Genomic DNA, 12,419 nt, shown 5'->3' with positions numbered 1-12,419 from the left:
CGACTCAGCCGGCGGCTTCCCGGGTTCCGGCGAAACCCGGGATCCACTGTTCGGCCAGGCCCAGGAACGGTCCCTGGGCATCGAGTTGCGCGCAGATGCCCACCACGCCGCCCAGCACCCGCCCGAACATGGCGTATTCGGGCCGGTCGGCGGGAGCTTTCATGGCGCGGGCATTGACCAGGGAGATGTTCTCCGGATCCAGCGCCCGGGCCACGTCCTCCTGCAACATGGCGCGACTGAAATGGAAATCCTGTCCGTCGATCTGCGCGACGATCGGTTCGATGCGCCGGCGGATGGGGGCCATTTCTATAGCGGCTCCGGGCTTCACGAAGCCCTCTTCGCGCAGCACCCGCTCCAGCGCGTCGTAGTCTCCCGCCAGCGCACAGCTCGCCATGCGCCCGGCGGCCTCGGGCAGGCCGCGCGGGGTCTCCGCGCACGCCCCGAAATCGATGACGCCCAGCCGCCCGTCCGGCCGCAATTGGAAATTGCCGGGATGGGGATCGCTGTGCAGGAGGCCGACGCGGCTGGGCGAGCACAGCGCGAATTCGGCGAGCAGCAGCCCGGCGCGGTCGCGGTCGGCCCGGGAGCCATCGGCGATGACGCGAGACAGCGGGGTTCCGTTCATCCATTCGCTGACCAGCACCTTAGGCGCGGCCGCCACCACGCGCGGCACGAAGAAGCGCGCGTCCCCGGCGAAGGCCTTGGCGAAGCGGCGCTGATAGGCCGCCTCGATGCGGTAGTCCAGTTCGTCCTCGGTGCGGGCCAGGAACTCCTCGATCAGCTGCCGGGCATTGGTGCCGGCCATGAACGTGTTGAACGCGCCCGAAACCATTTGCAGCATCATCAGATCCGAGCGCAGCGATTCCTCGGCCTCGGGATACTGCACCTTCACCGCGACCGGGCGGCCGTCGTGCCAGACCGCTTTGTGCACCTGCCCGATGCTCGCGGCCGCGATCGGCTGATCCTCGAAGTGCGCGAACCGTTTCCGCCACGCCGTGCCCAGCTGCAGGTCCAGCATGCGATGGGTGTCCGCGACCGGCATGGGCGGGGCTTCCTGCTGCAAGCGGGTCAGCGCTTCGCGGAAGTGCTCGGCGAAGCGGGGCGGCACCGCGGCCTCGGCGACGCTGAGCGCCTGCCCGAGTTTCATGGCGCCGCCCTTGAGTTCGCCGAGCACCGCGAAGACCTGGTCGGCGGCATTGTCGAGCATTTCGTCGGTGATGCTGCCGCGTTCGGCGCCCGCCATGAGCCCCCGCCCGGTGGCGGCGACCCGCTGGGCCAGCAGGGTGGCGGGAATGCTCGCCACCTTCGCCATGCGGGTGATGCCTTTTCTCCTGAGTCCGGCCACGTTGCCGTTCCTTTCCTCGCCACGAGCACCTGCCAACGCCCCTGTCTCAGACAGTGTAGGCCGGATTTGGGACGGGGTCGATCACGCGGCGGACTCGGCCGCAGGCAATGGACTCGGCCGCGGGCGGTGGACTCAGCCGAAGGCGATGGTGGCGCGCACGGCGCGGTGGTCGGGGCCTGGCGTGTGCAGGACCGCGGCGGAGCCGATGACGCCGCCGCGCACCAGCACATGATCGAGGCGGACCAGCGGAAAGGCCGACGGCCAGGTGAATCCGGGTCCGGAAGCACTGGTGGACAACGCATCTCGATATCCGGGAGCGAACCCGGTCCAGCGCCGGTCGGTAGTCGCGGTATTGAAATCGCCCGCTACCACCACTCGTTCGGCCCGATCGGCGGTGAGCTGACGGGAGAGCACCGCCAAGCCGCGATCACGCACCGCGGTCTCCCCCGGGCGGATCGAGGGCAGGTGCACGACATAGACGACGAGCGCCCCGTCGGGCGCGGCGATCCGGGTGCGCAGGCCGCGCGTCCAGCCGATGCCGACGTCGGCGATCTCGGTATCGGAGGTCGGGAAACGACTCCACAGCGCGACCGTGCCGAGCTCCTCGCGGTAGGGGTAGGCGGTATCGAGAATGCGCTGCACCGGTGCGCGATTCGAGCCCGCGAACTCCTGGACCGCGACCAGGTCGGCATCGGCGGCGAGCAGTGCCCGAGCGGTCGCCACCGGAGAACCATTGGCCGCGAACAGATTCTGCGACACGATGGTCAGCCCGCCGCCCGGGGTGGCGGCCCCGGGATGCGGGGCCCACCACGAACCGAAGGCGTACGCCCAAGCCAGCAACGGCACGAGCATGGTGACCGCGCCCGCCGGACTGCGCAGCAGGATCGCGAGCACCGCGAGCAGCGGGACGAGCAGGCCGAGCCACGGGGCGGCCGCGTCCAGGAGCATGCCGGACCCGGCGATATCCGGAATCCATTCGTGGCCGATCAGCAGCACGGTGAGAACCGCTGCGGCACTGCCGAATACGAGCGCCCTGTGCGCCGGGCGCACGCCGGTCACTGCGCCGGGCACAGTCGCCGCGGCGTTTCGTCGCCCGCGAGCTGTGCGTCCACGCAACCGCCGGGCAGCCCGTCGCGGTCCTGCGTGCCGAAGTTCGCGGTCACGGTGAGCTTGCCGGCGCCGAAGACGCTGCGCTGTACCAGATGGTCGTCGGTGAGCCACCGGAAGTCGGTCATCGCCAGGGTGCCCGCCGCTTCGTGCAGGGGCGCGAAGAACTGTTGCAGCCGTGCGATTTCCGCACCGTGCGCGTCGATGGCCGCCCGGTCCAGCGCGAAGTTCAGCGGGGTGTTGTTCAGGATCGCCGTGAGCGCCCGCATCGTCCGCTGTTGCGGCAGTTTGTAATACGACAGCTCCCACCTGTCGACGTTGACCAGGGAATCGTGCAGCACGGTTTCGTACAGCGGCACCCGGTACACCGGATCGAACATCGCCTTCACCAGATCGGCGGGCAGGTCCACGGGCTGGAAGAACGCCTTGGGCGCCTGCGCCGGGTAGTATGCGCCCCAGGTCTGCTTGTCGCGCTGGAGTTTCCACAGCCGGTCCGAGATCGGGTTCTGGGCGCCGTGATCGAAGGCCAGCACCGGCGCGGACCAGGCCCCGGCGGATTCCGAGCCGAGCACGGTCTTGCGGTCGGAGGCCAGCCAGCGCATGCGTTCCAGGCGGTTCTCCCGGTCCCGGGTCTGGGTCATGGGGTGCCCGGCGCTGTAGTCGTCGAAGAATTCTCCGGCGGCGTCCACGTCGAGGAAGTAGCTGTCCGCGCCGTTGGCGGTCATGGTGGCGTAGCGGTCCCGGTAGAGCTTCGGGTCCTGTTGCAGCACCTCGGTGCTCAGATAGCAACCGCGCCCGCCGAATCCGGTCTCCGGTGTGCCGTCGGCATCGTGCACGCAGCCGTCGGGCCACAGCCGGCCGGGCCAGCGCGACGAGGGATTGTCGGCGGTGGCGGGGTCCTGGGCATTGTCGAACGAGTCGTACGGGCCCACCAGGTACCCGGCCTGTTCGGCCTCCCGGACCGCGTCCGCCGACATCGGGTCCCCGTCGGCGTCGTAGCCCAGCCACATCCGATCGATGCCCAGCTTGCGCAGCTGCGCAACGGCTTCCGGACCGCGGCCGTCGCCCCACAGGTAGGCGTGGAACGCGCCGAGCAGTTTGCCGACCGCCGGGTTCTCCGCGATCTTGTCCGTCAGCGCGCGGAACTCACCGTGCCGCAGCAGCCAGTCCCGGTAGTCCCGCGCCGCCGCGACCGGGGAGGCGTCGGTGAGCGCGAAATCGACGCGGTACGCACCGGTGCCGCGCCCGGGGGCGAAGTCGTGTTCGCCCCGCGCCAGCAGCCGGCCGTCCTCAGACTCGACGGTCACGCTGCTGCCGATATCGGTGGGCACCACGTAGCCGACACCGCGCTCGCCGATCCGGTAACCCCAGAACGGCATGGTCAATCCCGAAGTGAGGGAGAGGTTTTCACCGACGAGACCGGTGTCCGGACCGTTCCAGAAGGTGTCGCGCACCGGCAGCGAGAGTCCCTCACCGCGCGGCAGTTGCAGCGATCGCGCGTCCCGGTCGCCGCCGGTGACCGGCCACACCAGTTTCCCGTCGCGCTCGCCGCTCACCTCGATGCGCAGGCGCCCGTCGGCCGCGTCGGCCCGGACCGCGAGCCCGCGCTCGGGATAGCTCCAGGCCGCCGCCGTCCCTTCGACCCGCACCGGTCCGGGCGCGCCGAGTCCGCCGTCCGCCGGGCCGGACAATTCCATCCGCTGCCCCGAAGCGGTCGCCCCCACGGCCAGCGAGGTGGTGTCCACCTCGGCCATACCGCCGTCGATAGGGATAACCACCTGATTGCCCTCGAGGCGTGGCACGGCCGAAACCGGTTCGTTCCCGCACGCGGCGAGACCGGTCGCGGCGACCCCCGCAATGGCGATGACCGCCCCGGCCCGGCGCAGTTTCCGATGTTCCATACCGGTCACCCTGGACAGCCGACATGAGAGCCGGATGAGAATGCCCAGGTGCGGTCGATCCGTATATTCGTGGGGTGCGCGTATTGGTGGTGGACGACGAGCCCGCGGTGCGGGACGCGCTGGTGCGCGCCCTCGGCAGCGAAGGCTACGAAACCCAGGCCGCCGGGGACGGCGCCACCGCGCTCACCGAGGTTGCCAGGTGGCAGCCGGAAGTGGTGGTGCTGGATGTGCTCATGCCGTTCATGGATGGTTTGGCCACCTGCCGGACGCTGCGCGGGCGCGGTGACCGCACCCCGATCCTCATGCTCACCGCCCGCGACGCGGTGGCCGATCGCATCGCGGGCCTGGATGCCGGCGCGGACGACTACCTCGTCAAACCGTTCGATCTGGACGAACTGCTGGCGCGGGTGCGCGCATTGGTGCGCCGCACGTACCCCGAAGACGGCGCGGTGCTGTCCTCGGGCGATCTGGTGATGGACACCGCCGCACACACCGTGCGCCGCGCCGGGACCGAAATCGAGCTGAGCCGAACCGAATTCGCGCTGCTGGAAGTGCTGCTGCGCAATGCCGGGCAGGCGCTGCCGCGCGAAACCCTCATCGATCGGGTGTGGGGGCACCGGACGTCGAATTCGCTGGAGGTCTATATCCGCTATCTGCGCCGCAAACTCGACGCCGAAGACCGCCCGCCGCTCATCCACACCGTGCGCGGCGTCGGCTACCGGCTGGGACCGGCGTGACCCGGCTCGGATTGCGCGGCCGAATCGCCGTATTCTTCGTGCTAGCAATGGCTTTGGCGCTGGCGGGCATGGCGGCCGCCGCCTACGTGGTGGTGGGGCACGAGTTCAACAGCACCCTGGACCTGAACCTGCGCCGCCAGGCCACCCGCATCGAACGGCAGTTTCCGACCGAACCGTCCCTGGCCACCATCTCCGGGCCCTGCCGGTATCTGGCCGCGCCCAGCTGCGTACAGGTGGTGGCCGCCGACGGCGGCATCGAATCCGAGCACGATCCGGAGCAGAGCCTGCCGGTGGACGCCGGAACCCGCGCGGTGGCAGCGGGATCCACCGGCGCGTTCTTCAGTGACGTCACCGTGGACGGCTACCCCCTGCGCATGTACACCGCACCGCTGCGCCCCGGCAGTGCGGTACAGATCGCGCAACGCTCGGACACCATCGACACCGGATTGCGCCGGGTCGGCTCGGCGCTGCTGGTGGCGGCACTGGCCGGCACGCTGCTGGCGGCCGGGATCGGCATCCTGCTGGCCCGCCGCGCGCTCGCACCGGTGGCCACCCTCACCGCCGCCGCCGAACGGGTGGCCCGCACCCGGGATCCGGGCGAGCACATCGCGGTGACCGGCTCCGACGAACTCGCCCGCTTGGCCGCCAGCATCAACACCATGCTGGCCGAACTCGATGCCGCGCTGTCGGCCGAACGCGATTCCCGTGCGGCACAACAACGCCTGATCGCCGACGCCTCGCACGAACTGCGCACCCCGCTCACCGCCCTGCGCACCGATATCGACCTGCTGCGCCGCGCCGACCGGCTGAGCGCCGGGCAATTGACCGAGACCGCCGCCGCGCTGCGCAATCGCGCCGAGGAATTGTCCGGCCTGGTCACCGATCTCATCGATCTGGCGCGCGCCGACGACCCCGACGCCGTCCCGGAACGCTTCGAAGACCTGCGCCTCGACACCCTCGTGACCGACCGTCTCGAAATCGCCCGCAGGCATTGGCCCGCAATCACTTTCACGACCGACCTGGAACCCACCACCGTCACCGGCAGCGCCGCGCGCCTGGGCCGGGCCATCACCAATCTCCTGGACAATGCCGCCAAGTTCAGCCCGTCCGGCGCGAAAGTCCAAGTGGCACTACACGACCGAACCCTGACCGTCCGCGATACCGGTCCCGGCATCGCCGCCGCCGACCTGCCGCACGTCTTCGATCGCTTCTACCGCTCCCCCACCGCCCGCGCCACCCCCGGCCACGGTCTCGGCCTGGCGATCGTGGCGCAGGTGGCCGACGCCCATGCCGCCACGCTCTCGGTCGAGTCCGAACCGGGTCGCGGCGCCGAGTTCCGTATGCGATTTCCCGCCCATTGATAGCCGAACGATCAGGAGGATCAATGCGTTTGCCCGTCGCCCTCGCCACCGCGCTCCTACTCGCCGCCGCGGTGACCGGCTGCGGTTCCGGCGACGACTCGACCGCCGCGTCGTCCGCGTCCACCCCGGCCGCGCTCCCGCAGATGAAGAACTGCGTCTCCGAGCCCGAGATCCGGCCCTCGCAGATCACCATCACCTGTGCCGACGGCAATCTGTCGGTCTCCGGACTGACCTGGACGGACTGGACCGCGGACGCCGCGCACGGCCGCGGCATCGAGAACAGCAACACTTGCGAACCCAGTTGCGCCGACGGCCGCCGCGACACCACGCCCGCCGCGGTGACCCTGTCCAAGCCCGTCGACGGATACTTCACCCAGCTCACGGTCATGGCCGAGGGCATGCCGCAGCAGGCGTACCCGCTGCCCAAGTGACCGGCTCGGCCGAGAACCGGTAGGTATGCTGCGAATTCATCGCAAATCGTCACGTAACAGCGATCCTGCGTGTCCCCGATGGCCCGGCATGAGCACCCAAGCAGTTCTGTTCGTGCCGGTCTTCGCCGTATCGTTCGGTGTCGGAGTGTGGCTCGGGGTGCGTTCAGCGGCTAGCGTTCCTGACCATGAGCAGCAATTCGACCCGCACCGTGGTGGTCACCGGCGCTTCGTCCGGCATCGGCAGAGCGACCGCGGCGGCTTTCGCGGCCGCTGGCCACAAGGTGATCGGCACCAGCCGCAATCCTGATTCGATCGCCGCCGCCGACCGGCTGCCCGGAGTGGACTACCGGGCGCTGGATCTCACCGACGCCGGCTCGATCGACCGTTTCGTGGCGGCGCTGGGCGCGGTGGACGTGCTGGTCAACAATGCGGGCGAGAGCCAGGCCGGGCCGCTGGCCGAACTGCCCACGGCGGCGGTCGAGCGGCTGTTCCAGCTCAATGTGCTGGGTCCGGTCACCCTCACCCAGCGGCTGCTGCCGGGTATGCGCGAGCGCGGGTACGGGCGGATCATCATGGTGGGCTCCATGATCGGCAGTTTCCCGATGCCGTACCGCTCCTCCTACGCCGCGACCAAGGCGGCCGTGCGCGCCTTCGCGACAGCGGCCCGGTTCGAGGAGTCGCCGTTCGGGGTGTGGCTGACCACCGTCGAACCCGGGCAGATCGATACCGGGCTGAGCGAGCGGCGCACCAAGTACCTGGACGAAGGTTCGCCGCACACAACCGATTTCACCAAGTTCATGGCGACCCTGGACGAGAAGATGTCCAAAGGCATTGCGCCGGAACAGGTCGCGAAGACCATCGTGGCCGCCGCCGCGGCGGATCGGCCGAAACCGCTGTACGCCGTGGGCAGTAACGCGCCGCTCATGTTCGCGGTGCGCCGGCTGGTGCCGCGCACGGTCATGGAGCGCCTGATCGCCGCCAGCCACGGCTTGAAGCGCTGACCGCTAAAGTTCGGTCAGTTTCAGGTCGCGGCCGATGATCTCGCGCATGATCTCCGACGTCCCGCCGTACACCCGCGTCACCCGGGCGTCGGCGGCGGCGCGGGCGATCGGGTATTCGCGCATGTAGCCGTAGCCGCCGAACAGCTGCTGACAGCGGTCCAGGCAGCGGAATTCGGTTTCCGAGGCCCACAGTTTGGCCTTGGCCGCATCGGCGGGCGTGAGACGGCCGGCATTCAATTCCAGGACGCATTTGTCGATGAACGCCTCGGTCACCGCGACCTCGGTGGCCACGTCGGCCAGGCTGAATTTGGTGTGCTGGAAGCCGCCGATGGGCTGCCCGAAAGCCGTTCGGCCACCGACGTATTCGATGGTCCAGCGCAGTCCGGCGCGCGCCCGCGCCAGGCAGGCGACGGCGATCTGCATGCGCTCCTGGGGCAGGTTGCGCATCAGGTATTCGAAACCGCGGCCGGGTTCACCGAGCACATTGGCCTTGGGCACCCGCACGTCGGTGAAACTCAGCTCGGCCGTGTCCTGCGAGTGAAGGCCCAGCTTGTCGAGATTGCGGCCGCGCGCGAAACCGTCCATCCCGCTTTCGATCACCAGCAGGGTGAGCCCGCGATGCCGTTCCGGTGAGGTCCGCACCGCGGTGATGACCAGGTCGGCGTTGATGCCATTGGTGATGAAGGTCTTCGCGCCGTTGACCAGGTAGTGGTCGCCGCAATCCGCAGCGGCCGTGCGGATGCCCGCGACATCGGAGCCCGCGCCCGGCTCGGTCATCCCGATGGCGGCGATGCGGGTGCCCGCGACGAAGCCCGGCAGCCAGCGTTCGCGCTGTTCTCCGGTCGTGAACTGCAGCAAGTATGGCGTACAGATGTCGTTGTGCAGGGCGAAGTTCAGGCCCACGCCCGCACAGTCGGCCTCCATGAACTCCTCGATGAGGATCTGGTTGAACCGGAAGTCGGCCACCCCCAGCCCGCCGTAACTCTGCGGCACCGCGAAACCCAGCAGCCCGAGTTCACCCGCCCGCGCGAACACCGCGCGCGGCACGATCCCGGCGTCCTCGTACTCCGCATAGCGCGGCGCGACCTCCTTGCGCGCGAACCCGCGCGCCAGTTCCGCGAATGCCAGGTGGTCGTCGCCGTAATGTCCGCGTTCCATGGCACCCATGGTCCGCGCTGCCCGCGCCGCCGGGGCAGAGAATTCCGGCCGGAGTCAGCGCTGGGGCGGGTTCTTCAGCAGGTAGCCTGCGACGACTTTGCCGAGCGTGTAGGCGTTCTCGCAGGCGAGCTCGAAGCCGCCGGTCGAACTGTCCAGGTGCTGCACCACGGTCTGACCCGGGTACGGCTGATCGAAATTGCTCATGGTGCGCAGCGACAGGTAGCGGTTGAGGTAGCCGTGCGCCTGCAACGCGGTGGCGGTGGCGTTGTCTTCCATCTGCGTGGTGCAGTAGACGCCCTGGCCCTTGGTGCGCAGCTCCATGATGTAGCGGGCGGTGTCGGAGAGCGGTTTGCCGGAGTAGAAGTCGTCGCCGGTCATAGTGTCGCACTTCATGACCGCGGGCTTGCGGCCCTCCTGGCCCGGGTATTGCGCACGGGCGGCGGCTACTTCGGGGGTGTCGGCGAGCTGCACGCCTTGTGACAGCTCGAATGCCTTGTCCACCAAGGCATCATCGAGGCGGTAGGCGGCGGTGTTGTAGTCCTCGACGGGGCGGTACCCGTAGGGGACCTCGGGGGCCTCGGCCGGATCGAGGTGATTGCCCAGGTCGAAATCCACCACCCAGCGGGCCCACGCGGCCGCACCGAGCGTGCCCTGATCCGGCGGGGTGCCCGCGATTCCGGCGGTGAGGAAGTAGGCGTCGGAGAAGTCGAACTTATCGCTGCCCAGAATCGCCATCATGGTGGTGGCGGCATTGGCCTTGCCCTGACCGGTTTCGGCCACGCACAGCTTGTCCGCATTGCAGCGCACGGGTTTGTACGCGCCGGGCACCTCGACCGTGGTGGGCAATTGCTCCTTGTCGAGCCACACCTTGTTCTCGGGATCGAACATGGTGATGACCAGCACCCCGACATCGATCTTGTCCGAGCTCTCGGACTTCGATCCGCTCGAGCATCCGGCGAGCGCGACGGCGGCCACGCCCACGGCGGCGGCGAACTTCTGGCAACGGGTGGTCATTGCGCCAGACTAGGAGACACGCCGTGTGAAACGCCGATTTGAGCGACCGTATCGGTGTGTCGGGGAATGGTCCCGGTCCCGAGCACACAGCTCGGAACCGGGACCTGCGGCCGGGGTCAGCCGTCGACGGCGAGCACCGTCCCGGCCGCCACCGTCAGGTTGCCCTCACGGACGGCGAAGCCCAGGCCGGGCTCGAGCGGCACCGCGCGATCCAGGGTCACCGTCATCTCGACGGTCTCCCCCGGCACCGCGCGCCCCTGCGGCAGCACCACCTGCCCCGACACATCGCCGGTGCGCAGGAAGAACTGCGGGCGGTACCCCGAGGCGATCGGGGTGCGCCGGCCTCCCTGCGCGGCGCTGAGCAGCCGCACCCGGGCGGTGAAGCCGCGGTGCACGGCAATGCTGCCGATGGCCGCGACCACCTGCCCGCGCTGCACCTGCCCGCGCTGGACCCCGCGCAGCAGCAGCGCGACATTGTCGCCCGCCTCCGCGGATTCCATGGTGCGCCCGAAGGTTTCGACGCCGGTCACCACCGATTCGATGGTCTCGCCGAAGCCGAGCACGGTGACCCGGTCGCCCATCCGGACCTGCCCGCGCTCCACCGCGCCGGTGACCACGGTGCCGCGCCCGGTGATGGTGAGCACGTTCTCCACCGGCATCAGGAACGGCGCGTCGGTGTAGCGCACCGGCAGCGGGATGTACTCGTCGATGACGTCCAGCAGCCGCAGCAGCTCCCGCGACCAGTGCCCGTCGCCTTCGAGCGCCTTCAGCCCCGATACCGGCACCACCGGCAGCTCGTCGCCGTCGTATCCGTTGGCGGACAACAGTTCCCGCACCTCGAGCTCGACCAGCTCCAGCAGGTCGGCGTCCGCGCCGTCGGCCTTGTTGACCGCGACCACGATGTGCTCGACCCCGACCTGCCGGGCCAGCACCACGTGCTCGGCGGTCTGCGGCATGATGCCGTCCAGCGCCGACACCACCAGGATCGCGCCGTCCAGCTGCGCCGCCCCCGTGATCATGTTCTTCACGAAGTCGGCGTGGCCGGGCATGTCCACGTGGGCGTAATGCCGGGTGGCCGTCTCGTATTCGACGTGCGCGATATTGATGGTGATGCCGCGCTCGATCTCCTCCGGGGCCCGGTCGATGCGATCGAACGGCACGAATTTCCCGCCGTCGCGCTCCGCGAGCACCTTGGTGATGGCGGCCGTCAGCGTGGTCTTGCCGTGGTCGACGTGACCCATGGTGCCGATGTTCAGGTGCGGCTTGTTACGAATGTAGGCCTGCTTGGCCATGACGAATCTCCGTCCGGGAGTCCAGGTTTCGAGGGGACCTCAAGCAACGAGCCGACCTTCCCCGTCTGAGGTCCCGGGACGTCCCGGAGAAGGTCAGCTTCGTGCGCCGTCGAATGCGGACTGTGCCCAGACAGCAGCCATCGCACCCGCGACTGCGGGGTATGCGGCGATGGACTGCGAGAACATGGGGACGATCATGACGCGTGGACGGACTGCGCGCCAGCGATTTTCAGGACAGGGGGTAGAGGATGAAGTTCGGGCGGACTAGACGGCCCGGCGTCTCGCCGACTTCGGCTATGGCGGAACGGATTTCACGCAGCACCGCCGGGGTCATCTCCAGCGGCGGCTCGTCGGGCTGATAGGTGGTGCGCACCGGGTAGTCCACGCCGGGCGTGGTGGTCATCTCGATGTGACAGCCCAGCACGTAGGTGACCGGTCGCTCGTCGGCGAATTCGATCAACCGGTCGATGCTGCGCGAGAACGCCGCCCAGTCCTTGATGTAGAGCCGGCCCGGATAGACCGTGTCGCCCGTGAGCAGGAAGCCGGTGCGCGGGTCGTAGTAGGTGACCGCCGCCTCGTGATGCCCCGGCGTCGCCAGCACCTCCAGCACCCGGTCGCCCAGGTCAACTGTCGCCAGCGCATCGGGCTGCTCGTCGAATCCGAAGTACCGCCAGGCGGTTCGGAGGTCACCGGAGATCACGGTGGTGCCCGGGCGATCGGCGAACTGAGCATCGCCCGCGACATGATCACCGTGCGGGTGCGTGTGCAGCACCAGCAGTTCGTAGCCCGGCCGGGGATTGCGCGCCAGCCATCCTTCGACCAGCTCGTCGACCGCCCGGCGCAGCGGGAAGAACTCCGCCGCGGCGGTCGCCCCGGTATCGATCAGCACCGCACGCTCGGAGCCGAACAGCAGGAACAGGAACGGCGCTTCGTAATCGATCGCCATGTTCTGCCGCAGGATCACGGTGCGCTCGTCGTAGGCGTACGCCTGGATATCCGGATCGGTATTGTGCTTGGCCGATGGCGACCCGTGAATCCACCGCACGTCCAGCCCAGCACCCATACCGTCTCC

General features: G+C 69.1%; 11 protein-coding genes. 4 read left to right on the top strand and 7 right to left on the bottom strand.

Annotation, left to right across the window (positions count from 1 at the left end):
- Positions 1-4: 4 nt before the first annotated feature.
- The 3 genes from NY1_RS18435 to NY1_RS18425 all read right to left on the bottom strand — a co-directional run bounded on the left by NY1_RS18435 (position 5) and on the right by NY1_RS18425 (position 4,353).
- Positions 5-1,345, bottom strand: coding sequence for an ABC1 kinase family protein (locus NY1_RS18435; RefSeq protein WP_067714400.1), 1,341 nt, complete (start codon positions 1,343-1,345; stop codon positions 5-7).
- A 132-nt stretch (positions 1,346-1,477) separates the two neighbouring features.
- Positions 1,478-2,404: an endonuclease/exonuclease/phosphatase family protein gene (locus tag NY1_RS18430; protein ID WP_157762313.1), complete on the bottom strand. Its 927-nt coding sequence runs from the start codon at positions 2,402-2,404 to the stop codon at positions 1,478-1,480.
- Entirely contained in the window at positions 2,401-4,353 is a 1,953-nt protein-coding gene (locus NY1_RS18425) for a glycoside hydrolase (RefSeq protein ID WP_067714394.1), read from the bottom strand. The genes NY1_RS18430 and NY1_RS18425 overlap by 4 nt, the downstream gene beginning before the upstream one ends.
- A 74-nt stretch (positions 4,354-4,427) precedes the next feature.
- Between NY1_RS18425 and NY1_RS18420 the strand changes: the two genes are divergently transcribed.
- The 4 genes from NY1_RS18420 (at position 4,428) to NY1_RS18405 (ending at position 7,883) form a co-directional block, all read left to right on the top strand.
- Positions 4,428-5,090, top strand: coding sequence for a response regulator transcription factor (locus tag NY1_RS18420; protein ID WP_067714392.1), 663 nt, complete (start codon positions 4,428-4,430; stop codon positions 5,088-5,090).
- A gap of 47 nt (positions 5,091-5,137) precedes the next feature.
- The gene (locus tag NY1_RS18415; protein ID WP_067714389.1) at positions 5,138-6,451 is read left to right on the top strand and encodes a HAMP domain-containing sensor histidine kinase; all 1,314 of its coding nucleotides are present in this window, start codon (positions 5,138-5,140) and stop codon (positions 6,449-6,451) included.
- 23 nt (positions 6,452-6,474) lie between these two features.
- The gene (locus tag NY1_RS18410; RefSeq protein ID WP_067714386.1) at positions 6,475-6,882 is read left to right on the top strand and encodes a hypothetical protein; all 408 of its coding nucleotides are present in this window, start codon (positions 6,475-6,477) and stop codon (positions 6,880-6,882) included.
- A gap of 185 nt (positions 6,883-7,067) precedes the next feature.
- Complete coding sequence (locus tag NY1_RS18405) at positions 7,068-7,883, top strand: SDR family NAD(P)-dependent oxidoreductase (protein WP_067714384.1); 816 nt, start codon at positions 7,068-7,070, stop codon at positions 7,881-7,883.
- Positions 7,884-7,886: 3 nt separating this feature from the next.
- Here NY1_RS18405 and NY1_RS18400 read toward each other — a convergent pair whose 3' ends face one another.
- The 4 genes from NY1_RS18400 to NY1_RS18385 all read right to left on the bottom strand — a co-directional run bounded on the left by NY1_RS18400 (position 7,887) and on the right by NY1_RS18385 (position 12,410).
- Complete coding sequence (locus tag NY1_RS18400) at positions 7,887-9,041, bottom strand: acyl-CoA dehydrogenase family protein (RefSeq protein ID WP_067714597.1); 1,155 nt, start codon at positions 9,039-9,041, stop codon at positions 7,887-7,889.
- Positions 9,042-9,095: 54 nt separating this feature from the next.
- Positions 9,096-10,055 (bottom strand): purine-nucleoside phosphorylase, encoded by a 960-nt coding sequence (locus NY1_RS18395; protein WP_084535078.1) that lies wholly within the window; start codon positions 10,053-10,055, stop codon positions 9,096-9,098.
- Between the two features lie 116 nt (positions 10,056-10,171).
- Positions 10,172-11,347: an elongation factor Tu gene (tuf, locus tag NY1_RS18390; RefSeq protein WP_067714381.1), complete on the bottom strand. Its 1,176-nt coding sequence runs from the start codon at positions 11,345-11,347 to the stop codon at positions 10,172-10,174.
- Between the two features lie 229 nt (positions 11,348-11,576).
- A complete protein-coding gene (locus NY1_RS18385; protein WP_067714379.1) occupies positions 11,577-12,410 on the bottom strand; it encodes an MBL fold metallo-hydrolase in 834 nt (277 codons plus the stop codon).
- Positions 12,411-12,419 lie beyond the last annotated feature (9 nt).

The organism is Nocardia yamanashiensis NBRC 100130 (genome assembly GCF_001613325.1).
In the GTDB taxonomy this organism is placed as follows: domain Bacteria; phylum Actinomycetota; class Actinomycetes; order Mycobacteriales; family Mycobacteriaceae; genus Nocardia; species Nocardia yamanashiensis.
This window is presented reverse-complemented; position numbering and strand designations above follow the sequence as displayed.

What these genes read in the sequence shown, in the direction of transcription:
- NY1_RS18425 (WP_067714394.1), bottom strand. Translation starts at nt 4,353, where the DNA reads ATGGAACATCGGAAACTGCGCCGGGCCGGGGCGGTCATCGCCATTGCG.
- NY1_RS18415 (WP_067714389.1), top strand. Translation starts at nt 5,138, where the DNA reads ATGGCTTTGGCGCTGGCGGGCATGGCGGCCGCCGCCTACGTGGTGGTG.
- NY1_RS18410 (WP_067714386.1), top strand. Translation starts at nt 6,475, where the DNA reads ATGCGTTTGCCCGTCGCCCTCGCCACCGCGCTCCTACTCGCCGCCGCG.
- NY1_RS18405 (WP_067714384.1), top strand. Translation starts at nt 7,068, where the DNA reads ATGAGCAGCAATTCGACCCGCACCGTGGTGGTCACCGGCGCTTCGTCC.
- NY1_RS18400 (WP_067714597.1), bottom strand. Translation starts at nt 9,041, where the DNA reads ATGGAACGCGGACATTACGGCGACGACCACCTGGCATTCGCGGAACTG.
- NY1_RS18395 (WP_084535078.1), bottom strand. Translation starts at nt 10,055, where the DNA reads ATGACCACCCGTTGCCAGAAGTTCGCCGCCGCCGTGGGCGTGGCCGCC.
- tuf (WP_067714381.1), bottom strand. Translation starts at nt 11,347, where the DNA reads ATGGCCAAGCAGGCCTACATTCGTAACAAGCCGCACCTGAACATCGGC.
- NY1_RS18385 (WP_067714379.1), bottom strand. Translation starts at nt 12,410, where the DNA reads ATGGGTGCTGGGCTGGACGTGCGGTGGATTCACGGGTCGCCATCGGCC.